This is a genomic window from Comamonas sp. 4034 (genome assembly GCF_050434545.1).
Lineage (GTDB): Bacteria > Pseudomonadota > Gammaproteobacteria > Burkholderiales > Burkholderiaceae_C > Comamonas > Comamonas odontotermitis.
On the sequence record NZ_JBNDIT010000020.1, the window covers coordinates 24,917 to 50,938 of the forward strand.

The window sequence follows — 26,022 nt, forward strand, 5'->3', positions numbered from 1 at the left end:
TCTGGCGGCTGTATCGGCCCGAGCTAGAGCAAAGGCGAGAACAGGCGTGCGACCGAATCACCCAGGCGCGGCAGAAAAGCCTGCTTGCGATCCATTTCCACCAGCCGCGATCTGCTGATGTCGGCCATGAACTGTTCTTCGAGCCGGCTGTTGAGCGCGGGGCCGTAGCCGATGGCACAGACTTCGTAGTTCAGGCGAAAGCTCCGGTTGTCGAAATTGGCGGTACCGATGATGGCAACGTTGTCGTCCACCACCAGGGTTTTGGAATGCAGCATCCGGGCCTGGTATTCGTACACCTTGACGCCCGCATGGATCAGTTCGTCGAAATAGGAGCGTGCGGCAGCCGTCACCACCAGCGAATCCGACTTTTCAGGCACCAGAAGGCGCACATCGAGCCCGCGCAGAGCCGCACTCGTGAGCGCGTACATGGCCGCTTCCGTGGGCACAAAGTATGGCGTGGTGAGCCACACCCGCTCGCGCGCCGACTGGATGGCAAACACATGGGCGCGGTGGATGGGCTCGCCGGGGTTGTCCGGCCCCGAGGTCACCAGCTGCATCGGGTGGGTGCCATCGGGCAGGTCGGGCAGCAAGGCATCGAGGTCTTCAGGGATATCCTTGTCGGTTTTCTGCAGCGCGTACGCCCAGTCTTCGAGGAACGTGGTCTGCAACCAGGTGACGATGGGCCCCACCATGCGCAGGTGTACGTCGTGGTAGGCATTGGGATTGACGCGCCGGTCTTCCTCGTCGGTGATGTTGACGCCGCCGGTAAAGCCGATCCGGCCATCCACCACCAGAATTTTCCGGTGGGTGCGGAAATTGATCACCGGGCGCAGGCGCCTGCCGATCTTGGTGGGGTGGAATACGGCAAACTCGCCCCCCACGTCCAGCAGCGGCTGGATGAACTTTCTGTTCACCCGCTTGGCGCCGAGCGCGTCCACCAGCAGGCGCACCTGAACGCCCGCACGGGCACGCTCGACGAGCGCATCGCGCAGGCGCGTGCCGGTCTGGTCGGGCTCGTAGATGTAGTATTCGAGGTGCACATGGTGCTGCGCCCGCGAGACATCTTCCAGAATCTGGTCGAAGGTGGCGGCACCGCCGCTCAGCAGTTGCACGCTCTCGGCGGTGGAGATGGGAAAGCCGCTGGTCTCGTCCACCAGCTTGACCAGCTCGCGCATGTGGGATACCAGCTGCGGCTGCGCATCGCGGATGCGGCGCGCCGTCTCCCGCACGCGGCTCTTGTTGCGGGCGCGCAGGCGTTTGATGCGCTGGCGCTTCAAGCGCTGCGGGCCGATGAAGTAGTACACGATCAGCCCCACCACCGGCAGCGCCCCCATGGAGAGCAGCCAGCCCATGGTGGCGACCGGCGCGCGGCGCTGCATCAGAATCCAGATGGCAACCACGAACAGGTAGATAGGCCATACCACGGACAAAACCGCCTTGATGTTCTCCCAGGTCAGGAGCTGCGTCATCCAATCCACCGGCAAAATCTCCTATCTATGGTGCCCCGGGCAAGTGTAGCCGCTCTCCATGTGATTGCCGTGTCTTCCACCCACACTCGAAAGCGGGCGCTCCTCAGGCGAAAAAAAGCCGCACACCCGGGGGTATGCGGCTTTTGGCGGGGGCGCCAGGGCATCAGTCGGCGGCAATCTCTTCTTCAGGCTCGCCGGGGGCCTGCTTGGCCCGCTCCTTCTTCGGCGCAGGCTGGATGTCCAGCTTGACTTCGGGCTTGTCGGCGTCGCTGTCGTCCCAGTCCACCGTCAGGCGGCCACCATCGACCAGCTTGCCAAACAGCAGTTCGTCGGCCAGTGAGCGGCGGATCGTATCCTGGATCAGGCGCTGCATCGGGCGCGCGCCCATCAGCGGATCGAAGCCTGCCTTGGCCAGGTGCTTGCGCAGCTTGTCGGTGAAGGTGACTTCCACCTTCTTCTCGGCCAGCTGCTGCTCCAGTTGCAGCAGGAACTTGTCGACCACGCGCAGGATGATCTGCTCATCGAGCGGCCGGAAGCTGACGATGGCGTCGAGGCGGTTGCGGAACTCGGGCGTGAACAGGCGCTTGATGTCGCCCATCTCGTCACCGGCCGCACGCGGATTGGTGAAGCCGATGACCGCCTTGTTCATGGTTTCCGCGCCCGCATTCGTCGTCATGATGATGATGACGTTGCGGAAGTCGGCCTTGCGTCCATTGTTGTCCGTCAAGGTGCCATGGTCCATCACCTGCAGCAGCACGTTGAAGATGTCCGGATGCGCCTTCTCGATTTCGTCGAGCAGCAGCACCGCGTGCGGCTTCTTCGTGACGGCCTCGGTCAGCAGTCCGCCCTGGTCGAACCCGACATAGCCCGGAGGCGCGCCGATGAGGCGGCTGACCGCGTGGCGCTCCATGTACTCCGACATGTCGAAGCGGATCAGGTCGATGCCCAGGATGTAGGCCAGCTGCTTGGCAGCCTCGGTCTTGCCAACGCCGGTGGGGCCGCTGAACAGGAACGAGCCGATGGGCTTGTCCACCTTGCCCAGACCGGAACGCGACATCTTGACTGCCGATGCCAGCACTTCCAGTGCCTTGTCCTGGCCGAAGACCACGCTCTTGAGGTCGCGCTCGAGCGTCTGCAGCTTGCTGCGGTCGTCATTGCTGACGTTAGCAGGCGGGATGCGGGCGATCTTGGCAACGATTTCCTCGATCTCGGCCTTGCCAATGGTCTTCTTGCGCTTGGAAGGCGCAAGGATACGCTGCGCCGCTCCTGCCTCGTCAATCACGTCGATGGCCTTGTCGGGCAGATGACGGTCATTGATGAACTTGGCAGACAGCTCTGCAGCCGCCTGCAGTGCCGCCAGAGCGTACTTGACGCTGTGGTGCTCTTCAAAGCGGGTTTTCAGGCCCTTGAGGATATCAATGGTTTCGGGCACGGTAGGCTCGACCACATCGACCTTCTGGAAACGGCGCGAGAGTGCTGCATCCTTTTCGAAGATGCCACGGTACTCGGTGAACGTCGTCGCGCCAATGCACTTGAGCTGGCCGCTCGAGAGCGCGGGCTTGAGCAGGTTGGACGCATCCAGCGTGCCGCCCGATGCCGCACCGGCGCCGATCAGCGTATGGATTTCATCGATGAACAGGATGGCGTTGGGCTTGTCCTTCAGTGCCTTGAGCACGCCCTTGAGGCGCTGCTCGAAATCACCGCGGTACTTGGTGCCTGCAAGCAGCGCGCCCATGTCCAGCGAGTACACCACGGCCTCGGCCAGTACCTCAGGCACATCGTTTTCGGTGATGCGCCATGCCAGGCCCTCGGCAATCGCGGTTTTGCCCACGCCGGCCTCACCCACCAGCAGCGGGTTGTTCTTGCGGCGGCGGCACAGGATCTGAATCGTGCGCTCCACCTCGTACTGGCGGCCAATCAGCGGATCGATCTTGCCATCCTTGGCCTGCTGATTCAGGTTGACGGTGAACTGCTCCAGAGGCGATGCCTTCTCGGCACGCTCGCCCCCGCCGCTGCTCGCCTCTTCGGCGTCCGAGCCCGATTCGGGCTTGGGCTGCTCGGGAGCGTCGTTCTTCTTGATGCCGTGGGCAATGTAGTTGACCACGTCCAGGCGCGTCACACCCTGCTGGTGCAGGTAGTACACGGCATGCGAATCCTTTTCGCCAAAGATGGCCACCAGCACGTTGGCGCCGGTCACTTCCTTCTTGCCATTGCCGGTGCTCTGCACATGCATGATGGCGCGCTGGATCACGCGCTGGAAGCCCAGGGTTGGCTGGGTGTCGACTTCGTCCTCGCCCGCCACCTGGGGAGCGTTGTCCTTGATGAAATTGGTCAGCGACGCGCGCAGATCGTCGATATTGGCCGAGCACGCGCGCAGCACCTCAGAAGCACTCGGGTTGTCCAGCAAGGCCAGCAGCAGGTGCTCCACGGTGATGAATTCGTGGCGCTGCTGCCTGGCTTCTACAAAAGCCATGTGCAAGCTGACTTCCAGTTCCTGAGCAATCATTTGAAACTCCTTATTTGCTTGCCAAATACACTCAACTTGCTTCTAGATGAGGATCCAATTGCGTTATTCAACAGGCTCGGTGACGGCCTGCAGCGGATGCCCTGCGCCATGCGCCGCATCCATCACCAGTGCAACCTTGGTCTCGGCTATTTCATGGGAATACACGCCGCACACTCCTTTTCCATCCAGGTGAATCTTGAGCATGATCTGGGTGGCAGCCTCGCGGCTTTTGCCAAAGAAGTGCTGCAACACCTCGATCACGAATTCCATGGGGGTGAAATCGTCATTGAGCATGACGACCTGGTACATCTTGGGGGGCTCCACCCGCTGCGTGGTGCGCTCGACCACCAGCGCGCCACCGTCATCCGGTGTTTTGGGCGTAGCGGGCAGGTTCGGCGTAGGGGGAACAACAGGTTTCGTGGCCATCGAGATCATTCTATAAGGCTAAATTTCCACATCGGCAAAGATGGTGATGGTTTTGTGAACTTCAATCCCGGGCTCTGCGCCCGGTACTTTCCCACCACCGGAGCTATTCTTCTCAGGCCAGGCTTTCGTAAACAATCCTGATGGCTTCGTGGCCCGCCTCCTGCGACCAGGCGGCTATGGCCTGGTCACTGGGGAAGAAGCGCGCCGCGTCGCCCAGATTCAGCTCCACGCCCGCCTTGGTGCCTTCCAGCTCGCAGACCACGCCCAGCCGGATTTTGAGGCCATGGCGCAGCACACCCTCATCGGTATGCTCCTCGACTGCGGGAAACTCCTGAATCAAACGCGCAACATCGGGCTGGTAGCGGTCGGTGTTGACGAGCAGGTAGCGGCCAAAGCGCGCCCGCGCATCGGCCAGGCCCCAGATGTGCTGTGCCTTAGCGCGCAGCCCGCCGCTGAAGTGATCCAGCCCCACCCTGCCATTGAGGATGATGAACTCGTCGTCCTTGAGCTGCTCTTTGTGGCGCAGCCAGGTAGCCTCGTCCACCGAGGCTTCGATGACACCCGATTTATCGTCCACCCTGAACAGCACCAGCTTGCCGCGCTGGCCGTTGATGATGCGCATATCGCTGACGATGCCCGCCACGGTCTGCGTCTCGCGGCTGTCCTTGAGGTTGGCAATCGGCGTGCGCACGAACTGGCGCACTTCCAGCTCCACCTCGTCAAACAGGTGGCCCGAGAGGTAGAAGCCGATGGCGGTCTTCTCCTGCACCAGGCGTTCCTTGATGCCCCAGGGCAGCACATCGGCCAGCGGCGGCTCCTGCGTGCTGGAGCCCAGTGCGTCGTCGCCCATCATGTCGAACAGGCCGCCCTGGTTGGCATTGGCGTGGGTGGTGGCGGCAAATTCAAACGCCACGTCGATGGATTCGAGCAGCGCGCGCCGGTTGAGGTTGATGCTGTCGAAAGCACCGCCCTTGATCAGGGCTTCCACCGTGCGCTTGTTGAGTTTGCTGCGGTCCACGCGCAGGCAGAAGTCGAACAGGCTCTTGAACGGGCCCTTCGTATCGCCCTGGGGGCCAGTACCCACGCCTTCGCGCGCCGCCACAATGGCCTCGATGGCAGCCTGGCCCGTGCCCTTGATGGCGCCCAGGCCATAGCGGATCACCTTGTCGGTCACCGGCTCGAAGCGGTGGTGTCCACGGTTCACATCGGGCATCTCGAAACTCACGCCCATCTTGAGCGCATCTTCGTACAGCACCTTGAGCTTGTCGGTGTTGTCCATTTCCACGGTCATGTTGCCGCAGTAGAACTCTGCCGTGTAGTGCACCTTGAGCCAGCCGGTGTGGTAGGCCAGGAGCGAGTACGCTGCCGCGTGCGACTTGTTGAAGCCGTAGCCGGCGAACTTCTCCATCAGGTCGAACACTTCGTCGGCCTTGGCCTCGTCGATGCCGATCTTGGCCGCGCCTTCGCGGAAGGTGGCACGGTGCTTGACCATCTCCTCCACCTTCTTCTTGCCCATGGCGCGGCGCAACAGGTCGGCGCCACCCAGGCTGTAGCCGCCCAGCACCTGGGCGGTCTGCATCACCTGCTCCTGGTAGACCATGATGCCGTAGGTCTCGGAGAGCACCTTTTCGACCAGCGGGTGGGGGTACTCCACCACTTCCTTGCCGTGCTTTCGGGCCACGAAGCTCGGAATCAGGTCCATCGGGCCGGGGCGGTAGAGCGCATTGAGCGCAATCAAGTCTTCCAGGCGGCTGGGCTTGGCTTCCTTGAGCATCTGCTGCATGCCGCGCGATTCAAACTGGAACACGGCTTCGGTCTTGCCGGCAGAGAACAACTGGTAGGTTTTGGCATCGTCGAGCGGAATGTTCTCGAAAGCGAAGTTTTCCTGGCCCTTGTGGCGCTTCATGATGAATTCGCGCGCAATCTCCAGGATGGTGAGCGTGGCCAGGCCCAGAAAGTCGAACTTGACGAGGCCCACCGCCTCCACATCGTCCTTGTCGTACATGGCCACGGCCGACGTACTGCCCGGCTGCTGGTAGAGCGGGCAAAAGTCGGTCAGCTTGCCCGGGGCAATCACCACGCCGCCCGCATGCATGCCGATGTTCCGCGTCATGCCTTCGAGCTTTTGCGCCATCTCGATCAGGGTCTTGACGTCTTCCTCTTTCTCGATGCGCTCGGCAAGAATGGGCTCTTCCTTGATGGCATAGGTGTACTTGTCGCCTTCCTTGGGCGGGTTGGGCGGGTATTTGAGCGTGACGTGCAGGCCCGGCTTGTTGGGGATGAGCTTGGAGATACCGTCGCAGAAGGTGTAGCTCATGTCCATGACACGGCCCACGTCGCGGATGGCCGCACGCGCAGCCATGGTGCCGAAGGTGGCGATCTGGCTGACGGCATTGCGGCCGTACAGGTCTTTCACATAATCGATCACCCGGTCGCGGTTGGCCTGGCAGAAGTCCACGTCGAAGTCGGGCATGGACACGCGCTCCGGGTTCAGGAAGCGCTCGAACAGCAGGTTGTAGTGGATCGGATCCAGGTCGGTGATCTTGAGCACGTAGGCAACGAGCGAGCCCGCGCCCGACCCCCGGCCCGGCCCCACCGGGCAGCCATTTTGCTTGGCCCAGTTGATGAAGTCCGCCACGATCAGGAAGTAGCCGGGGAACCCCATCTTCAAAATGATGCCCAGCTCGAACTCCAGCCGCTCCACGTACTTGGGCCGCTCGGCCTCGCGCTTTGTGGCATCCGGAAAGAGGAGCTTGAGGCGGTCTTCCAGCCCTTCGAACGATGCCTGCCGGAAATAATCGTCAATCGGCATGCCGTTGGGCGTGGGGAAATCCGGCAGAAAGTACTTGCCCAGCTGCAGGGTAACGCTGCAGCGGCGGGCAATCTCGGCGGTATTGGCGATGGCGCTGGGCACATCGGCAAACAGCGCCTCCATTTCGGCTGCGGATTTCAGGTACTGGTCCTGCGTGAAGCGCTTGATGCGCTTTTTGTTGCCCAGGGTTTCGCCCTCGGCAATGCAGACGCGTGCCTCGTGCGACTCGAAATCCGAAGGCTTGCCAAACTGCACCGGGTGGGTGGCGACCACCGGCAGCTTCAGGTTGGCCGCCAGCGCCACGGCGGCACTCACATGGGTTTCGTCGTCCGAGCGGCCTGCACGCTGCAGTTCGATGTAGAAACGGTGCGGAAACAGGCTCGCCAGGCGCAATGCGCTGCTACGCGCCGCCATTTCGTCACCACGCAGCAGGGCCTGGCCCACCGGGCCGGCCTGCGCCCCCGACAGCACGATCAGCCCCTCGGAAAGTTCTTCCAGCCAGGCCCAGGTGCACTGCGGCTGCGCCTTGACGGTATCGGCCATCCACACACGCGCCAGAATCTCCGACAGGTTCAGGTACCCCTGCTGGTTCTGGATCAGCACGATGATGCGCGACAGCGGCCAGCCCGCCACTTCGGCCTCCATCACCAATTCGGCCCCCAGCAGTGGCTTGACCCCTGCGCCCCGCCCTGCCTTGTAGAACTTGATGGCGCCAAACAGGCTGTTGAGGTCGGTCAGCGCCATCGCGGGTTGCCCGTCATTGGCGGCGAACTTCACCAGATCCCCAATGCGGTTGGTGCTATCGATGATCGAGAACTCGGAATGGATGCGAAGGTGTACGAACATATCCCTGCATTGTAGGAAAGCTTGGGCACCCTGCCCGGCAAACAACCCACAACCCCCAGCCGCTGTTACACACGACAACCCCTCGCAACCCTTGCCTGCCCGATTGGCATGCGCAGCCTATTACAATGCGTCGGATACAGGGCGCGGCAGGTGCCGCCCTGCTGCGCAGGCGGGCAATTGCCTCTGCGCGGTTTTTCCAGCCTTCCATCCATGGAATTGATGCCAAAAATGCTGTTTGCGCAACGTACATCTCAGGTTACTGCTATTGCTTCCGTAGCAACCGCCATGCTTCTGGCAGGCTGCTCCACAACCGAGGTGGATCCAACAGCAGGCTGGAGCCCCAACAAGATCTATTCGGAAGCCCGCGACGAAGCCTCGACCGGCTCGTTCGACAAGGCCGTCCCGCTGTACGAAAAGCTCGAAGGCCGCGCTGCCGGTACGCCATTGGCCCAACAGGCCCAGCTTGAAAAGGCCTATTCGCAGTACAAGAGCGGCGAAAAGGCCCAGGCCATCGGCACGCTGGACCGCTTCATCAAGCTGCACCCCGCCAGCGAAGGCGTGGATTACGCGCTGTACCTGAAGGGCCTGGTCAATTTCAACGAAAACCTGGGCCTGTTCTCCTGGGTGGCCAAACAGGATTTGTCCGAGCGCGACCAGAAGGCTGCCAAGGATTCGTTCGAGGCGTTCCGCGAGCTGGTGACGCGCTTTCCCGAGTCCAAGTACACGCCCGATGCCGAAAAGCGCATGCGCTACATCGTCAACTCGCTGGCCCAGTACGAGGTGCACGTGGCACGCTACTACTATGAGCGCGGCGCCTATGTGGCCGCCATCAACCGCGCACAGAACGCCATCAGCGATTACAAGGAAGTGCCCGCACAGGAAGATGCGCTCTACATCATGATGTTGTCGTACGAGCGACTGAACATGAAGGACATGGCGGCCGATACCAAGCGCGTGCTGGAAGCCAGCTACCCGAACACCACCCTGCTCAGCAAGGGCTTCCGCAGGGAAGACAAGCCCTGGTGGAAGCTCTGGTAAGCCCTGCTGCCAGAGGGATGAACGCCCCGAACTCCTGAATCAATAGCATAAAGCGCCCACCAGTTGGGCGCTTTATGCATTTCACGATGAAGAAATGGTGGCTTGCGACGCATCCGTGCTTTCGACGCGGATTTCGCGGATGGAGGCCAGGTACCGCGCCACCTCTTCTTGCGGCAACTGCGGCATGGGCGGCAGCGCAGCCAGCAGGCTGGCGCCATAGCTGCGGGTGCAAAGGCGCGCATCGGCAATCACGACGAGCCCCCTGTCGCTGAACGATCGCAACAGGCGGCCCACGCCCTGGCGCAGCTGCATGGCAGTCTGCGGCAGGGTGTAGCCCAGAAAGCCGTCCTCCCCCAGGTCTTGCAAGGCGGCTGCCCGTGCGGCATGCAATGCATCGTGGCGGGGCGGAAACGGCAGCTTGTCGATCACCAGCAACTGCAGCGCCTCGCCCGGAAGATCGACCCCCTCCCACAGCGCCATGGTGCCCACCAGCACCTGGCCACGCCGCCCCTGCCCTGTTGCGCCACGCATGCCGGCCAGCAGATGGCGCTTGGGCGCCTCCCCCTGCATCTGCACATCGATAGGCGCGCCGCCCAACTCATGGCGAAGTGCCGCAGCCAATGCCCACATGGCCTGCGTGGATGTGCACAGCACCATGCAGCGGCCACCCAGTTGCTCGACCGGGGCCTTCAGCCATGCGGCCAGCGCCTGCGCACGCTCGGTTGGCGGCGCGTCCGCAGGCGGCAGGGTCTGGGGAATGACCAGAGCCGCCTGCGCCGCCCAGTCCAGCGCATGCGCCAGGCGCAGGCAACGCACCTGTGGCGGCACCTGTGACGGCAATTGCACCCGCGTCTGTGATTCGGGCAAGGCCGCAACCCCATCCAACAGAGGCGCGCCATCTGCCGCAAGCCCTTGCAGACCCATGGCACTGGTGAACCACTGCAATGCATCGTCCTGCCCCAGCGTGGCAGAGGTAAACAGCCAGCGCTGCGGCACCGCAGCCTGAGACGGGGTGGTCACGCCCGTCATTGGCGCTGCCAGCCAGGTGGCACCCAGTACATCAGGCTGCAAAGCCATCAGCGCCTGCCAGAGCCACGGCGGGGATTCCCGAAAACCCTGCCGCAGGGCGCGTGCCTGGGCAGCTGGTGCAGCACGGGGTACGCTTTGCTGCGGCGGCAGGCTTGGGCCATCCCACCAGCGCACCAGGCCCGCAGCGGGCGGCCTGCCCCATTGGCGCAGGGTGGCAAGCAGGCTGTGGCCCTGCTCCACCAGGCGCTGCAGACTGGCCGCACCGCCCGCCACACCTTGCAGTGCCGCTATCATTTCCGATAACCGGTTATGCAGACGCACCAAGGCCTCGGTGCTCTCGCCCGCCGCAGCCTCTGCGCGGCCCGCTTCACTGCCCGGGCCGCCGCTATTGGCATTACTGACAGCCAGCCAGTGGACCAGCGCCTGGCTGCTGGACGCCAGCAGCGCATCCCAAGGGGCAAAACCGCGCGCGTGCATGCGCGTCTGCCGCGCCGCGGACTGCAAAAAATCCTGCACATCGCCCGCATTGAGGCCCTTGGCCAGCACTTTGAGGCCGATGGCAGGCAACTGGTGCGCCTCGTCCATCACCACGGTCTCGGCCAGCGGTACAAAACCGTGGGCCGCGCCCAGCATCTGCCGGTGGCGCAGTTCGCTGAAATACAGGTGGTGGTTGACCACCAGCACGTCGGCCTGGGCGGCCTCGGCTCGGGCGCGGTTGGAAAAGCAGGCGGCAAAATGCGTGCAGCGCTGGCCCAGGCATTCGCTGTGGCTGGCGGTGATCTGCGGCAGCAATGCAGGCAGCTCGCGCAGATTCTCCAGCTCGGCCAGATCGCCGCTGCGCGTGCCCTGTGCCCAGCGCGCCACCTGCTGCAGCGCCTGCAGCTGATCGGCGGGACGGTGGGTCTGCAGCGATTGCGCCAGGCCATGCAGGCAGACGTAGTTCTCGCGCCCCTTGAGCACCGCCACGCGCCTGCGCATCTGCAGATGGCCCAGCAGCGCAGGAAGATCGCGGTCCACCAGCTGATCCTGCAAGGCGCGTGTGGCCGTGCTCACCACAAAGCGCCCCCCTTGGGCCAGCGCCGCCATGAGGTAGGCGTAGGTCTTACCCGTTCCCGTGGGGGCCTCTACCGCAATGGATTCCCCAGCGTTCCAGGCGGCCAGAATGGCATCCACCATGCGCTGCTGTTGCGCACGCAACCGCAGGGGTGCATGCGCGGCAGCCTGGCCGGGTGTCAGCATAGGCGGTGGCGATGGGGCTGGTGGCGAGGACATGGGCAGGCAAGTCTAGCCGGTGCCAGTGGCTGAAAGCGGCTCACAAGGGGCAAATGATGGCGCGTAAACATCAGTTGAACGGTCGCAACCCGCGTAAACACGTGCTGGGACGCGGCCTGCAGGGCAATCTGCTCTATGATGCTTGACAACTCCATCCTAGCCCCGCCTCGCATGAGCACCAGTTTCCGTTTGTCCGCATCCACCGGCCTGCACAAGGGCGACCGCCCCTATCAGCAGGACCAGGTGGTGGTGCTGGCCCACCCCCGTGTCAAGGGCTGTGTGCTGGCCGTGGTGGCCGACGGCATGGGCGGGCGCAGTGGCGGGCGCGCCGCTGCCGATCAGGTCATGATGACGGCCAAGCAGGTGTTCGAGCGTTTCTCCCCCGAGGCCGACAGCCCCGAATCCATGCTGGGCAGCATCGTGCGCGAAGCCCATCTGCTGATTCGCCTGGTTGCCATTGCCGCCGAGCAGGAGCCGCACAGCACCATTGCGGCCTTTGTCATCATGCCCAATGGCTCATGCGTGTGGGCACATGCGGGCGATTCGCGCATCTACCATTTCCGCAGTGGCCAGCTGCTGTACCAGACGAGCGACCATTCCTACGTGCAGACCCTGGTGGACCAGGGCGAGTTGACGCTGGAAGAAGCGCGCTTCCACCCGCAGTCCAACATTCTGCTCAACTGCCTGGGCACGGCGGAGGACCCGCCGCTGATCCACCACCGCATTCCGGTGCTCAAGCACGGCGATGTGCTGATGGCCTGCAGCGACGGTATCTGGCACTACTTTGCACCCGAGGAACTCTCGTCCATCACGCGGCTTTTGTCGCCGCGCGAAGCCAGCCAGTTCCTGATCGAGCGCGCGCAGATGCGCGCCACGGGCACGGGTGACAATATGTCGCTGGCCATCGTCAAGATCGAGTCCATCCCCTCAGACAAGCCAGACAAGTCTGCCAAGCCCCGTTCCAGCAGCAAAAGCAGCAAGGCAGGGAAGACTGCAGATCAGGCGGCACCGGGCTCTCCCATCATTTCCTGAGCCGTTTCTCCATCCCAGTGGGGCAACCGAAACCGGCCAGGCGTTGACTGGCGTCCATACTCCCGCCTATGAAAAAGCCTCGCATTGCGAGGCTTTTCTGCAGGGAAAACGGATACCGGGTGTGGTCAGAAACCGGCCATCACCGAGCCCTTGAACTGCACATCCAGGAACTTGCGGATTTCTTCGCTGTGGTAGGCCTTGACCAGCTTGGTCACCCAGGGCTGGCTCTTGTCGGCCTCACGTACCACCAGGATGTTCACGTACGGGTTCTTGGCGCTTTCCAGCACGATGGAATCGGTCTTGGGGTTGAGGCCCGCCGAAATAGCGAAGTTGGTGTTGACGGCCGCAGCGTCCAGGTCATCCAGCGAGCGTGGCAGCTGGGCTGCATCCAGCTCAATGAACTTCAGCTTCTTGGGGTTGGCCACCACATCCAGCGGCGTCGCCTTCAGGCCTGCATTGTCCTTGAGCTTGATCAAGCCATTAGCCTGCAGCAGCAGCAGCACGCGGCCACCATTGGTCGGGTCGTTCGGAATGCCGAAGCGCGCGCCTTCCTTCAACTCGTCGATCTTCTTGATCTTCTTGGAGTAGATGCCGATCGGGAAATTCACCGTATCGGCGGCCACGGCAAACTTGTAGCCACGGTCCTTGATCTGCGCGTCCAGGTAAGGCTTGTGCTGGTAGCTGTTGGCATCGAGTTCGCCCGATTGCAGCGCGGCGTTGGGCTGCACATAGTCGCTGAACTCGATGATCTTGATCTTGAGACCGTCCTTCTCGGCGATCTTCTTGACCTGCTCCATGATCTGGGCGTGCGGGCCGGCAGTCACGCCGATCTTGATTTCCTTGTCCTGCGCGACAGCGGCGCCAGAAACACCAACGGCCAGCGCCAAAGCCAGAACCGATTGCAGCAATGTACGTTTTTGCACGAGCGATACCTTTCAAATTCGATACCGAACTGTAAGCCCGTTTTTGCACCGCAGCAAAGATTGTTTGTATATTTGCTTACAACCGTGTTGCTGAAATGAATGCTATCAAATTTGATGCATTGGCACTTATCAATCCTGCGCCGGTAGCGGTTTTCGCCCTGTTTCAGCCATCGCTGCCGCCCTATTCGGGCTTCAGGGCCACGTTGTTGAGCTTGTCCAGCCTCTCGGGCCAGTTGCCGTTTTGCGCATGCTGCTGCAGGATGCGCGTCCACGCCACCCAGGCATCCCATTGCACGCGCTTGTCCCAGGCATTGCCCCATTCGCTGAAGGCCTGCAGCGCGCTGTCTGCTGCTGCCTGGGCGTCTGCATTGCGCCCGGCGCTCAGGTACAGCTGGGCCAGCACCATTTGCGGCTCGCCCACCCAGGGGTTGAGCTGCACGGCCTGCTCCAGCACACCGGTTGCCACATCCAGATCCGTGAGCGGCTGGTCCTGCTGGATGACCGACCAGTACAGCGATGCAGCTGCCGCATCGGCCGCTGGCGCCAGGCCCTGGGTGCAGCGGGCAAACACCGGCGGCACGGGCAGCAGGCCCTTGAGGCCGGGGTGCTGCAGCGCCAGACCCAGGCTGGCAATCTGCGACAGCATGCGGCCGCTGGGGCGCATCGGGCCAGGCCAGAGCGACGCCATCCAGTGCGCCTTCTGGCTGCGCTGCGGCACGTTCGGGAAGCTGGAGAAAATGTCGTCCTGCCAGCTGAACCACTGCTCCATGGTATCGGCCATGCTGACGATGATGAAGGCTGCCACGGTATAGGGCTCGACGCGGCGCGGTGCACCCTTGTGGTCCAGCACCACGGCGCCATCGGCCTCAATCTGGCCGGCCAGCACCTTCTGTACGAACTGCGCACGTGAGAGCGTGCAGAACTCGAACACCAACTGCTCGGCCTTCTCTCCCACCACGGCGGCGAGCTTGCTGCGTTCACTGTTGGCATCGAACTTGACGAGGTCGACAAAGGCATTGCCGTACACGCTGTGCAGCAGGCCCAGGAGCTTGACGTCCTCGGGCTGCTGCCACAGCTGCAGCGTGCGGGTGACGCCCAGCAGGTGGTGGCGAAACGTACCCGCCTTGTGCCAATCCAGCCCCACATCGCGGGCCAGCACCACGGGCAATGCGGCGGCAAGCCGGGGCTCCTGTTCGATCCAGCTGTCGTCGAGCAGCGGCTTGGCGCGCTGCCATTGATCCGCATCAAGGCGCTGCAGCGGCAAGCCATGGGCGGGTGGCAAAGGGGCGTTCATGCGAGTCTCCTGGTTTTTTTGGTGGTTGCAGGCATTGTAGGCAGCGGTGCTGTGAAGTTCGCCTCTTGCGCGACATGGAAAACGTGCGCATCCGGCCAAACTATAAAAACCATAGCTACTTGCGCTTACCAGCATTGGATTCTGGATTTTCTGATTGCAATACCAAAGCAAAAAGCCCATGAAGGCGATGCTTCATGGGCTTTGGCGTCTTGCGGCGCGAGGAGACTTTGAAGAGGTTCTTACTTGTGGCTCAGGCGCCGAACGGCCCAGTCACCCAGGCTTTGCACCAGCTGCACAAAGATGATCAGGATCACGACCACCGCCAGCATGATGTCTGGCAGAAAGCGCTGGTAGCCGTAGCGGATGCCCAGGTCGCCCAGGCCCCCGCCGCCAATGGCGCCTGCCATGGCCGAATAGCCGGTCAGCGAGACGAAGCTGATGGTCAGGCCCGCGACGATGCCGGGCAGCGCCTCGGGCAGCAGCACCTTCCAGACGATCTGCCACGAGGTGGCGCCCATGGCCTGCGCCGCCTCGATGAGGCCGTTGTCCACTTCGCGCAGCGAGGTCTCCACCAGGCGGGCGATGAAGGGCGCGGCGGCCAGCGTCAGCGGCACAATGGCAGCTGCCGTGCCGATGGACGAGCCGGTGATCAGCCGCGTGAACGGGATGATCGCCACCAGCAGGATGATGAAGGGCGTGGAGCGCACGGCGTTTACGATCCAGCCGACGATCTTGTTGGCAGCTCCGTTTTCGAGGATGCCGCCCTGGTCGGTGAGGCGTAGGAACACGCCCAGCGGAATGCCGATCAGGGCCCCGGCGACGCCGGAGATGCCCACCATGATGATGGTTTCCCACAGCGAGGTGGCAAACAGCTCCAGCATCATTTCCGAAAAATTCTCAAACATGGTCTACCTCTTGGGGGGTGATCAGGCGGCGCGGGCCGCAGTATCCACTTCCTGCACCTGCACACCGGAGGCGCGCAGCGCAGCAATTGCCGCATCCAGCTGCTGCAGCGGGCCGCTGGCATACACGGCCAGAAAGCCGAAGGTCTGGTCCTGGATCTCGTCGACCTGGCCGTTGAGGATGCTGACATCCAGGCCAAAGTCACGGATCAGGCGCGAGAGGATGGGCTGGTAGGCCTGGTTGCCCGCATAGGACAGGCGCAGCAGCTTGCCGTGGCCAGCCGTCAGCGCATCGTTGAGCGTACGCACGCGCTCGATCACGCTCACAGGCAGGTCCTGCGGCACGATCTCGTCGATCAGGCTCTTGGTGATGGGTTGCTGCGGGCGGGTGAAGACATCGATCACCGAGCCCTCTTCCACCACCTTGCCAGCTTCCATCACCGCCACACGGTCGGCAATCTGCTTGACCACCTGCATCTGGTGCGTGATCAGCACCACCGTGAGGCCCATGTCCTTGTTGATCTGCTTGAGCAGGGCCAGCACCGAGCGGGTGGTTTCCGGATCGAGCGCCGAGGTGGCCTCATCGCTCAGCAGCACCTTGGGCTCGCTCGCAAGCGCCCGGGCAATGCCCACGCGCTGCTTCTGGCCGCCCGACAGTTGCGCGGGATAGCGGTCGCTGAAGGCCGACAGGCCCACCAGATCAAGCAGCGGGTCCACCCGCTTTTTGATGGCTGCCTTGTCCACACCAGCCAGCTCCAGCGGCAGCGCGGCGTTGTCGAACACCGTGCGGGACGAGAGCAGATTGAAGTGCTGGAACACCATGCCGATCTCGCGCCGCGCCTGGCGCAACTCGCCGTCGTTCATGGCCGTCAGCTCATGGCCGTTGACGAACACCTGGCCCGAGGTGGGCCGGTTGAGCAGGTTGATGTTGCGCACGAGCGAGCTTTTGCCCGCGCCGCTGCGCCCGATGATGCCAAACACCTCGCCGGCGGCAATGCGCAGGTCAACGCCACGCAGAGCCTGCACCGGGCCATTCTTGCCCGGGTACGTTTGGGTGATACCCCGAAGTTCAATCATTGGAATAAAGAAAGCGCCCTTGTTCGCAGGGCGCTTCGAGAAGCGTGAATAGATGTACTGTACGCGATGCGACAGCTGTTACCAACGAATGAAATTTTAGTTCGTTACAACCGTTGGTTATTTCGGAAGGTCTTTTGGCGCGCCCATGGCCTGGCGCACGGCGTCCGCCACCGCCTCGCGGATGGTGGTGTCGATTTCGAGCTGCAGCGATGATTGCAGCAAGGCCGTCTGCTGGTTCACCACCTTGAGCACAGCCGCCGTGAGCCGGTCATCGAGCGTATCCTGCACGCGGCGCAGTACGCGACGGGTGATGGCGTCCTCCAGCTCCTGCGCCGTTTGCGCGGCACTGGCTACGAGGCTGGCGGTGGCCGCTTCCATGGCGGCATTGCCTGTAGGGCTGCCGGTGGCGCCTTCCACATGGGTGGCAGCCTCCGGAGCAGCGCCTTCGCCCAAAGCGCCTGCGGCGGCACCTGCAATGGCGTCGGCGCCGGCCTCAGGGTGGCGACCATCGGGCCCAGGCCCTTGGACAAGCCCTTGGACAAGCCCTTGGACAAGCCCTTGGACAGGCTCGGCGTTTGGCGCAACTGCGCCATCGGCCTGCGCCGTATCGACTACGAATCTGTCGGGATCTGCGTCATCGGCAGCAATGTCGGCAGCATCTACCGGCTGCGCCCAGCCACTGTGCGTGGGCAGGCTGGCGATGTCGATGTCGCTCAGGGGCGGGGCTTCAGCGTCTAACGCATCCACCTCCCGGCGCCTGCGCAGCACTGCGGCAGAAGATGCTTCATTTTTTGAAGCATCCTGCGCTTCTTCAGCGGGCACGGACGCCGAAAAATCCTCCGAAGCGGCTTCCTGCGCAGCCACTTCGGTCAGCGTGGGCACGAATTTGGGCGGGGTGCGTGGCTCCATGGGGTGCTCAGTCATCGGTCTTCATCACCAGATCGCGCCGCTCAATGGCATAGCCCTGGGCGGTGTAGTCACGCCAGCGCTGGCGAGCCAGCTGCCGGTCGTTGTCATCATCGGCGCTCACCACCTCGATCACGCGCTCGAACTGCGCAAAATCGTCTGGCATGCGATCGGACAGGTTCAGCAGCACGCGCTTGTGCGGCAGGCCAGCATCCACCTGGCTGGCCAGCACCGTCGGCGAGCGCTGCAGCACAGCGGCTGCCGCATCAGCCCGGCAATGGGCCAGAAACTGGGGCTCACCGCCAAACGACCACAGCGCCAGATCCAGTTCGGCCACCACATCGGGCGCGGCCAGCACCACCAGCGGCATGTCCATGCGCTGGAGCTTGCGCACCAGCTTGCAGGCATAGGTCAGCTTGCTTGGTGCGTTGAAGTGAAAGGCGACGGCGGTCTTGTCTGCCATGGTGCGGGCCGATCCGGTCAGTTGCCTGCAGGGCGGTCGCTGCCGTCCTGGTTGACGGCGGCCTTGCCGGGCTTGTCGGCCTTCACCGCCTTGGCTTTGCCGGGCCGTGCGTCCTTGTCTGCCTTGCCAGGCTTGGAGGCATCTGCCTTCTGCGCCGACAGCAGGTACTGCAGCAGCAAGCCCACGGGACGGCCGGTCGCGCCCTTCTTGGCGCCGCTGCGCCAGGCGGTGCCTGCAATATCCAGATGCGCCCAGGCCATGTTGCCCACAAAGCGCTGCAGGAACTTGGCTGCCGTCACCGCACCGGCCGGGCGACCGCCCACGTTGGCCACGTCGGCAAAATTGCTCTTGAGGCCATCGGCATACTCGTCATCGAGCGGCATACGCCAGCACCAGTCCTGCGCCTTGTCGCCGGCATTTTGCAGGGCCTGGGCCAGTGCGTCGTTGTTGGAGAACAGGCCGCTGCGCTGCGCGCCCAGCGCGATCACGCAGGCACCTGTCAGGGTGGCGATGTCAACCACCGCCGCTGGCTCGAAGCGCTCTGCATAATGCAGCGCGTCGCACAGCACCAGGCGCCCTTCGGCATCGGTGTTCAGAATCTCGATGGTCTGGCCGCTCATGCTGGTGACCACGTCGCCAGGCTTGACCGCGCCGCCATCGGGCATGTTTTCGCAGGCCGGAATCAAACCCACCACGTTGACGGCAGGCTTGAGCTCTGCCAGCGCACGGAAGGTACCCAGCACGCTGGCTGCGCCTCCCATGTCGTATTTCATCTCGTCCATGTCCGGCGCAGGCTTGAGCGAGATGCCGCCGGTGTCGAACGTGATGCCCTTGCCCACCAGCACCACGGGCTTGTCGCCTTTGTCGGCACCGCTGTAGTGCAGTTCGATGAAGCGCAGCGGCTCCTTGGAGCCCTGGGCCACCGCCATGAAGGCGCCCATGCCGAGCTTGGCCACGTCTTCGGGCTTGTGGATCTTGCACTTGATGCGCTTGTGCTCGCCTGCCAGGGTCTCAGCCGCATCGGCCAGCATTTTGGGCGTGGCATAGTTGGCGGGGCGGTTGGCCCATTCGCGGGCAAAAGCCACGCCAGTGGCAGTAGCCTGTGCCACGCCAAAGGCAGCGCCGAGTTCCTGCGCATTGGGGGCGCCAATGGTCACGCCCTGCAGGGCCACCGCCTTGGCCGAGGGCTTGGAGGTGCCGTACTGGTAGGTCAGCTCCGCCGCGCACTGCACGGCTGCGTACAGGGCATCTTCTGCCAGCGGGCTGGCGCTGACGATCACGGCCTGCTTGGTGCCCTCGCGGGTGAAGCTGCCTGCCGCAGCGGCAAGCGCCTGGCGCACCGCCTTGGCCGAGCCGTCGCCCACGCCCAAAAGCAGCAAATGCCGAGCCTGGATGGCGGGCACCGCGTACATGGCCAGCGACTTGCCCGCTTTTGCCTCAAAATCACCATTTTTCTGCGCATGCGCAATCAGGGTGGACAATGCGTCACTGGCCTTGGGTGCGTTGTCGCCCACCAGTACGACCAGGAGATCGCCCGGCTGCAATGCGGCCGAGGCCAGATCCAGAGTCTTGAGTTCAAAGTTCATAATCGGTGCTTTCCTTGCCGCCAATGTTATTCGATTCTTCGATCCGTAAAGAGCTATCCCGCAGCTTTGGTGCCACCTTGGTGGTGCTGGTCACCGTCGTGATGACCATGATGCTTATCAAGGTGCTGGGCCAGGCCTCGCGCGGCAGCGTCAATCCATCCGATGTGATGCTGGTGATGGGTTATACCGTGCTCGGCCAATTGCCCACGATTTTGAGCCTTTGCCTGTTCATCGCCGTGGTGGCCACCTTGTCGCGCATGTACCGCGACAGCGAGATGGCGGTGTGGTTCAGCAGCGGCCAGAGCCTGATGGCCTTTCTGCGCCCGCTGATGCGTTTTTCCTGGCCGGTGATGGTGGTGATCGCGGTGCTGGCGCTGGTGGTGTGGCCCTGGGCCAACCAGCAGATCGTGCAACTGCGTGCACAGTATGAACAGCGCGGCGATGTGGAGCGCATTGCGCCGGGCGAGTTCCAGGAGTCGTCCGACGGCACGCGGGTTTTCTTCATCGACCGTGAACGTGCATCTGACACGCAGGCCAGCAACGTCTTCATCGTCACGAACGAGGCCAAGAAGGACACCGTGACCAGCGCCAGAAGCGCCCACCTGGAGGTGCAGGACGATGCCCGCGTTGCGGTGCTGAACGACGGCCAGCGCGTTGAAAAGGACAAGAGCAAGCAGGGCCTGAAGGTGAGCGACTTCAAGGAGTACGGCACGCGCATCGGCAAGGCAGGTGCGGTCGACCTCAATGATTCCTACTCGGTCAAGAACATTCCTACGCAGAAGCTCGTCACCAGTGCAGAACCGCGGCAGCGCGGCGAGTTGGGCTGGCGCCTGGGTCTGGCCGTTGCGGCGCTCAACTTCGTGGTGCTGGGCCTGGGGCTTGCCAGCGTCAACCCCCGGGCGGGCCGCAGCAGCAGCCTGCTCTTCGCCCTCTTCGCCTTTGTCGTTTACTACAACTTGATGACCTTCTCCCAGAGCTGGGTGTCGTCGGGCAAGGTGCCCCTGTGGGCATCGTTCACCCTGGTGCATGGCGCTACTGCGGTGCTTGCCTGGGTACTGCTCTATTTCCGCAGCCACCAGCGCTCGCCGCTGCAATGGCTGCGCAGCAAGGGAGCCCGCGCATGAAAACCTTCCGCAAGATGATCTACCGCGACATTGCCTCGACCGTAGGCTTTGTCACCCTGGCGTTTCTGGCGCTGTTCTTCTTTTTCGACATGGTCGACGAGTTCCGCTGGGTCGGCACCGGCACCTACCAGCTCAAGCACGCCGTGCTGAGCGTGGCGCTGAACATTCCCACCCATGTCTATGAGCTGCTGCCGATCACCGTGCTGATCGGCACCATTTTCGTGATGGCGCGCATGGCGCAGACCTCCGAATTCACCATTCTGCGCACCAGCGGCCTGAGCCCCTGGCAGGCGCTGGGCAGCCTCATGACCATCGGCATCGCCTTCGTGGTGCTGACCTTTGCCATTGGCGACTATGTGGCCCCTGCTGGCGAGCAGGCCAGCCAGTTGCTGCGCGCGCAGCGCTTTGGGCAGCTGAGCACCGGCCAGACGGGTGCCTGGCTGCGCGAAAAGCGCGACGACGGCATGGCCGCCATCAATGTGCGTTCCATCAGCCCCGAAGGCGAGCTGCAGCAGGTGCGCATCTTCAACTTTGACGGCCAGGGCCGCATCCAGAAGCAGCTCACCGCTGGCGGAGGCAGCTTTGGCGATGGCAGCTGGAAGCTGCGCCAGGTGCAGGAGCAGCACTATTTCCTGGGCGATGGCAACAAGGCGCGTGTCGAAGTGAAGAACCTGCCGGATGTGGACTGGCCCACGACGGTGACGCGCAGCATGGTGGCCGCTGCCGTGCTCAAGCCCGACCAGATGAGCACCTACGACCTGTTTCGCTATGTGAATCACCTGGAGGCCAACGGCCAGAGTGCGCAGCGCTACGAGATCGAGCTGTGGCGCAAGGTGTTCTACCCCATCAGCTGCCTGGTGATGGTGGTGCTCGCCCTGCCCTTTGCCTACCTGCACTTCCGCTCGGGCGGCATCACCGGCTACGTGTTTGGCGGGGTGATGGCCGGTATCAGCTTCTTCCTCTTGAACAATGTGTTCGGCTTTGCCGGCAACCTGCAGAACTGGCCGCCGATGCTGACAGCGGCGGCCCCGGGCATCATCTATTCGCTGCTGTCGCTGGGCGCCTTCACCTGGCTGGTGCTGCGGCGCTGACGGCGCTGCCTTTTCCGTCTGCCCGCGCCGGCGCGAACACCGGTGCATCCGGCAGTTCGCTCCAGGGCACCATGCGCTGCCAGTTGTAGACCTGGATGGGCGCGCTGCTGGTGGGCGCGGCCAGGTTCTTGCCTGGCTGCACCATGGGGCTCTTCACGCCCAGCCAGTTGGCGTACAGGTGGAAGAAGTCATAGCCGCTGATCGGCGTGGTGTTGCGCATGGCCTCCTTGCGGCCGGTGTCGATGTGCAGCAGCGCGGTATCGTAGGCCTCCTGGATATTGGGCTCCACGTAGATGTTCTTGTTGGGCATGTGCAGCTGCTCCTTCCAGCGCTCCCAGTCGCTTGCGGGTTCGACGCGCAGTGAATGGTCGGAAACAAACAGAATCTCGTGCTGGTCGGGCCGCCAGGTCTGCAGCAGTTCGTCGAGCTTCTGCAGAAAAAGATCGAGCTTGCGCAGGCTGGTCAGGTAGCAGTCGATGTGGTGACCCTGCCCGCTTTGAAAGGCGATGGGCATGTCGGTGACGCGCTCGCAGGCGTCGGGGTGCGAGCCCATCATGTGCAGCACGATCACGGCATCCGGTGCAATGGTGCCCGGCGTCTCCAGCTGGCTGCGCAGCACGTTGAGCATGGCGAAATCATCGCGGTACGGCGCAACGGCGGGCGGCTGGTCGAGAAAGCGGTAGGAGTCGGCCTGCCGGGCGATCCAGGCAATCTTGGTATCGTGCTTGCCCACGCTGCCCTGGTTGGATATCCAGTGCGCGGTATAGCCCGCGGCATGGGCCAGGGCCATCACGTTGCGGTCGGGGTCAAAGCTGCCGTCAGCCATGGTCGAATACGAGAGGGTGCGCACCAGGCTCGTGACCGTATTGGGCGCGGGTGCGTGGTACTGCGCATAGGCGGCGACCTGCGGCGATGCATCGAGAAACGGCGTGGTCTTCCAGGGGCTGCCCATGACGGACATGTAGCGCCGGTTCACGCTCTCGCCGATCACCAGCACCTTCAGGTTGCGGTTGCGCTCGACGCGCTCGATCTGCCAATCCACCGCACCGGGCTTGGCCTCCAGCACGGCGTGCTCGGAGCGGTATTTGACGACCGATTTGATGGCCTGAACGGTAAACAGCCCGAAAACATTCAGGATGGCCAGCACCACCCAGAGCACGGCTGAGAAACGCCGGGGCGCCTGCGTGCGCTGCCTGCCGTAGAAAATGGCCAGCGCTGCTGCCACCAGGCCCAGGGCGATATCGGTGACATCGAGGTTGAGCAGAAACTCCCAGCTCTCCTGCACGTCCGTCTCCAGGGCCGAGGCCGCAAGCACGGTCGTCGGATAGCCATAGCCACGGCCAATGCCCAGCATCACATACAGGGAAAACAGCAGGCTGATGCTGCACGCCCACTTCGTGGCCCAACCCCTGCGGGCGCTGTACAGGTAGAAGCCGCAGGTCAACGCCGCCAGCAGCAGGCGGCGCATGGCGCTTTCAGCGTCATTGACGTGCAGGTACCCCAGGCCATACAGCATGATGCCCGTCAGCAGCAAGGCGCTTACCCAGACCCGAAGACGCTGGCCGGTCGATTTTCCTGTTATTGGTTCTTGTGACATCCATACCTGCACGATGCGGCAGCCTGTTGTTGTTTTTAGAGCCGCTAACACAACCCAGTAAATCGCAGATTTGCGGTTGAGACGAGGCGCCGGGCCGCGTTAGGCGAAGCCGCAGGCAGTACAGACGTACGACCAGGCTGGGCGCCCCCGGCGAAGCAACGACGTATCAAGGGTTGTGTTGGCGGTTCTTAGCGGTGCGCAGTGTAACCGCATGCCCTGGGCATGCGAATATGAGCCCCTATCGAAAAGAGAGCGGTCCGCGCGTATCCCTCCTGGCCTTCCATGCGCCACATGCCAAAGGTTCAGACAGGGAAAGCGCCTGCAGCTATGCTTTTTGCAGCGCCTGGGTCGTGTGCGCCGAGGCCAGGGATTTGGCCATCACCCGGATGAGATCGGTCTGCGTGACCATGCCCACCAGCCTGCCCTGCGCATTGATGACGGGCAAGTGCCGCAGATGGCCCCGGCTGAACACCGCGATCAGATCCACCACGCGGTCATAGCCCTGCACCGTGGCAACCTCCTCGGTCATCAGCTCACCCACCACCACGGCCGCCTTCTTCTTGCGCAGCACGAGCGACTTGAGACGGTCGCCCAAACCGGCAGGCGCCTGCGACAGCGCCTGGTTGAGCAGGTCGGTCGAGGTGACGATGCCCTTGACCTGCATTTTCTCGTCCACCACCGGCAGCGCCTTCACGCCATGGTGCTGCATGCGCTCCCAGGCCTGCTGCACCGGCGCATCGGCCGTGGTGACGAACACCGGGTGCACCATGATGTCTTCGCAGCGCAGGTCGCCCAGCGTGCGCTTGAAAGCGGCCTGGCTCGCCATGTGCACCAGGGCTTCCAGATCGGCGCGGCTCACATCGAGCACGCCGTTGAAATGATCGAGCGCCGCATCCAGATCCACCCCTTCGATGCGCATATTGCGCGCATCGCCTGCGGCTGCGGGTTTCTGGCTGTGCTGCGGCGCCGGGTAGCGCTTGCCGGTGGCGCGGCTGTACAGGGTAGCCAGCACCACCAGCAGCACCAGATTGGTGGCCACCGGATAGGCCAGCACCGATACATCGGTGCCATGCTCCAACGCAATCCACATGGCCAGTGCGGCGCCCGGCGGGTGCAGGCAGCGCATGACCACCATCACCATCACCGCCAGACCGGCTGACACGGCAGCGGCGGCCGACGGGTCGTCGATCACCAGGGCCGCCCCCAAACCCGCCAGGCCCGAAAGCACACTGCCCCCGATCACCGGCCAGGGCTGGGCCATGGGGCTGGATGGCGTGCACACCAGCAGCAAGGCGCTCGCCCCCATGGCCGCAAACAGCCAGGGCGCGTGGTGGCTCTGCCCCCACCAGCGGCTCACAAGGCCGGTGAGCAGCAGGGTCAGCCCCACGCCCACCACCATGCGCAGCAACTCCTTGCCGTTCACATGCGAAGAAGACGGCCAGAAATTGCGCAGCCACTGGCGCAGGCGTTCGGCGCGGACGGGAGGTTCAGGAGTGCGGTTGCTGTCGTCAGGCATGGATCAGGGAGAAACTGCGCAATATTGACCTGCATCATAGACAAGGGCGGCGCGACGTGTCTGCCCGGCTGGAATGCCCGACCGCCCATCCACGCGCCACGGCAGCCCAAAATGGCTCTGGCACCGCATATTTGTTGCCATCTACGGGCTTACCCGGCGTCAACTTGTCAAACAGATGACACAGTCTCGCTAGAATCGGCGGTTTACTGTGAAACCCTCTATGCGTGACCGATTTGCTGTTCTGCCCCAATACTTGCTGCCTAAAAAGTGGATGACCGCTCTGGCTGGCAAGCTGGCATCGGCCCGCCTGGGCGGAGCCACCACATCCTTCATCGGCTGGTTCGTCCAGAAGTACCGGGTCAACATGGAAGAAGCCGCCGAGCCGGACATTACCCGGTACGACAGCTTCAATGCCTTCTTCACCCGTGAGTTGCGCGCCGGCGCCCGCCCGCTTGCCCAGGCAGACCTCGTCTGCCCGGTGGACGGCGCCATCAGCCAGTGCGGCGCCATCGAGCACGACCAGATCTTTCAGGCCAAGGGCCACCACTACAGCACCACGGCCCTGGTGGGCGGCGATGCCGAACTGGCCGCGCAGTTCAACAACGGCCAGTTCGCCACCATCTACCTGAGCCCGCGCGATTACCACCGCATTCACATGCCGCTGCGCGGCAAGCTGCAGAAGATGATCTATGTGCCGGGCGATCTGTTTTCGGTGAACCCCCTCACCGCACGCGGCGTGCCGGGCCTCTTTGCGCGCAACGAGCGCGTGGTCTGCGTGTTCGAGACGCGCATCGGCCCCGTGGTGATGGTGCTGGTGGGTGCCACCATCGTGGGCAGCATGTACACGACCTGGCACGGCCAGGTGAACCCGCCGCGCTCTAGCAAGGTGCGCAGCTGGGATTACCAGACCCAGCCCATCGTGCTGGAGCAAGGCGATGAAATGGGCCGCTTCCTGCTGGGCTCCACGGTCGTGCTGCTGCTGCCACCCGGCAAAACCGGCTTTGCCGCCGACTGGGCTGCGACCAAGCCCGTGCAACTGGGCGAAACCATGGGCAGCTTTACCGCCTGATTTTCAGCCTTTTTTGCCTCTGGCGCTTATCCATAAAGCGCTCA

Annotated in this window: 19 protein-coding genes; 5 read left to right on the top strand and 14 right to left on the bottom strand. The window is 63.3% G+C overall.

Going from position 1 to position 26,022, the window contains the following annotated elements; translation table 11 throughout:
- Positions 1-23: 23 nt before the first annotated feature.
- The 4 genes from cls to dnaE form a co-directional block, all read right to left on the bottom strand.
- Positions 24-1,478: a cardiolipin synthase gene (gene cls / locus ABIE32_RS18220; RefSeq protein WP_224152467.1), complete on the bottom strand. Its 1,455-nt coding sequence runs from the start codon at positions 1,476-1,478 to the stop codon at positions 24-26.
- A 154-nt stretch (positions 1,479-1,632) separates the two neighbouring features.
- Entirely contained in the window at positions 1,633-3,975 is a 2,343-nt protein-coding gene (gene clpA / locus ABIE32_RS18225) for an ATP-dependent Clp protease ATP-binding subunit ClpA (protein WP_395027486.1), read from the bottom strand.
- 63 nt (positions 3,976-4,038) lie between these two features.
- Positions 4,039-4,410, bottom strand: a complete 372-nt coding sequence (gene clpS, locus ABIE32_RS18230; protein WP_224152466.1) for an ATP-dependent Clp protease adapter ClpS — start codon at positions 4,408-4,410, stop codon at positions 4,039-4,041.
- Between the two features lie 103 nt (positions 4,411-4,513).
- Positions 4,514-8,059, bottom strand: coding sequence for a DNA polymerase III subunit alpha (gene dnaE / locus ABIE32_RS18235; RefSeq protein ID WP_429018175.1), 3,546 nt, complete (start codon positions 8,057-8,059; stop codon positions 4,514-4,516).
- A 219-nt stretch (positions 8,060-8,278) separates the two neighbouring features.
- On the opposite strand from dnaE, the gene ABIE32_RS18240 reads away from it, so the two are divergent.
- On the top strand, positions 8,279-9,097 hold the full coding sequence (locus tag ABIE32_RS18240; protein WP_377780100.1) for an outer membrane protein assembly factor BamD: 819 nt from the start codon (positions 8,279-8,281) through the stop codon (positions 9,095-9,097).
- Positions 9,098-9,178: 81 nt separating this feature from the next.
- On the opposite strand, the gene ABIE32_RS18245 is transcribed toward ABIE32_RS18240, so the two are convergent.
- On the bottom strand, positions 9,179-11,365 hold the full coding sequence (locus tag ABIE32_RS18245) for an ATP-dependent DNA helicase (RefSeq protein ID WP_429018177.1): 2,187 nt from the start codon (positions 11,363-11,365) through the stop codon (positions 9,179-9,181).
- A gap of 204 nt (positions 11,366-11,569) precedes the next feature.
- On the opposite strand from ABIE32_RS18245, the gene ABIE32_RS18250 reads away from it, so the two are divergent.
- Positions 11,570-12,430: a PP2C family protein-serine/threonine phosphatase gene (locus ABIE32_RS18250; RefSeq protein WP_429018179.1), complete on the top strand. Its 861-nt coding sequence runs from the start codon at positions 11,570-11,572 to the stop codon at positions 12,428-12,430.
- 125 nt (positions 12,431-12,555) lie between these two features.
- On the opposite strand, the gene ABIE32_RS18255 is transcribed toward ABIE32_RS18250, so the two are convergent.
- The 7 genes from ABIE32_RS18255 to ABIE32_RS18285 form a co-directional block, all read right to left on the bottom strand.
- The gene (locus tag ABIE32_RS18255) at positions 12,556-13,353 is read right to left on the bottom strand and encodes a MetQ/NlpA family ABC transporter substrate-binding protein (protein ID WP_224152462.1); all 798 of its coding nucleotides are present in this window, start codon (positions 13,351-13,353) and stop codon (positions 12,556-12,558) included.
- A gap of 181 nt (positions 13,354-13,534) precedes the next feature.
- Positions 13,535-14,647, bottom strand: coding sequence for a DUF6817 domain-containing protein (locus tag ABIE32_RS18260; RefSeq protein WP_429018181.1), 1,113 nt, complete (start codon positions 14,645-14,647; stop codon positions 13,535-13,537).
- Between the two features lie 239 nt (positions 14,648-14,886).
- On the bottom strand, positions 14,887-15,552 hold the full coding sequence (locus ABIE32_RS18265; RefSeq protein ID WP_224152460.1) for a methionine ABC transporter permease: 666 nt from the start codon (positions 15,550-15,552) through the stop codon (positions 14,887-14,889).
- A gap of 21 nt (positions 15,553-15,573) precedes the next feature.
- Positions 15,574-16,626, bottom strand: a complete 1,053-nt coding sequence (locus ABIE32_RS18270) for a methionine ABC transporter ATP-binding protein (RefSeq protein WP_224152459.1) — start codon at positions 16,624-16,626, stop codon at positions 15,574-15,576.
- A gap of 117 nt (positions 16,627-16,743) precedes the next feature.
- Entirely contained in the window at positions 16,744-17,535 is a 792-nt protein-coding gene (locus ABIE32_RS18275) for a hypothetical protein (protein WP_429018183.1), read from the bottom strand.
- Positions 17,536-17,542: 7 nt separating this feature from the next.
- The gene (locus ABIE32_RS18280; RefSeq protein ID WP_224152457.1) at positions 17,543-17,995 is read right to left on the bottom strand and encodes a DNA polymerase III subunit chi; all 453 of its coding nucleotides are present in this window, start codon (positions 17,993-17,995) and stop codon (positions 17,543-17,545) included.
- Positions 17,996-18,012: 17 nt separating this feature from the next.
- Entirely contained in the window at positions 18,013-19,581 is a 1,569-nt protein-coding gene (locus ABIE32_RS18285) for a leucyl aminopeptidase (protein ID WP_429018184.1), read from the bottom strand.
- A 23-nt stretch (positions 19,582-19,604) separates the two neighbouring features.
- Between ABIE32_RS18285 and lptF the strand changes: the two genes are divergently transcribed.
- Together lptF and lptG are read left to right on the top strand one after the other, a co-directional pair.
- Positions 19,605-20,705 (top strand): LPS export ABC transporter permease LptF, encoded by a 1,101-nt coding sequence (lptF, locus tag ABIE32_RS18290; RefSeq protein ID WP_224152455.1) that lies wholly within the window; start codon positions 19,605-19,607, stop codon positions 20,703-20,705.
- The gene (gene lptG, locus ABIE32_RS18295; RefSeq protein WP_224152454.1) at positions 20,702-21,796 is read left to right on the top strand and encodes an LPS export ABC transporter permease LptG; all 1,095 of its coding nucleotides are present in this window, start codon (positions 20,702-20,704) and stop codon (positions 21,794-21,796) included. The genes lptF and lptG overlap by 4 nt, the downstream gene beginning before the upstream one ends.
- On the opposite strand, the gene ABIE32_RS18300 is transcribed toward lptG, so the two are convergent.
- Both ABIE32_RS18300 and ABIE32_RS18305 read right to left on the bottom strand, forming a co-directional pair.
- Positions 21,771-23,393, bottom strand: a complete 1,623-nt coding sequence (locus tag ABIE32_RS18300; protein ID WP_429018186.1) for a phosphoethanolamine transferase — start codon at positions 23,391-23,393, stop codon at positions 21,771-21,773. The genes lptG and ABIE32_RS18300 overlap by 26 nt on opposite strands.
- A gap of 325 nt (positions 23,394-23,718) precedes the next feature.
- A complete protein-coding gene (locus ABIE32_RS18305) occupies positions 23,719-24,909 on the bottom strand; it encodes an HPP family protein (protein WP_429018187.1) in 1,191 nt (396 codons plus the stop codon).
- 220 nt (positions 24,910-25,129) lie between these two features.
- On the opposite strand from ABIE32_RS18305, the gene asd reads away from it, so the two are divergent.
- Entirely contained in the window at positions 25,130-25,978 is an 849-nt protein-coding gene (asd, locus tag ABIE32_RS18310) for an archaetidylserine decarboxylase (RefSeq protein ID WP_429018189.1), read from the top strand.
- Positions 25,979-26,022: the final 44 nt, after the last annotated feature.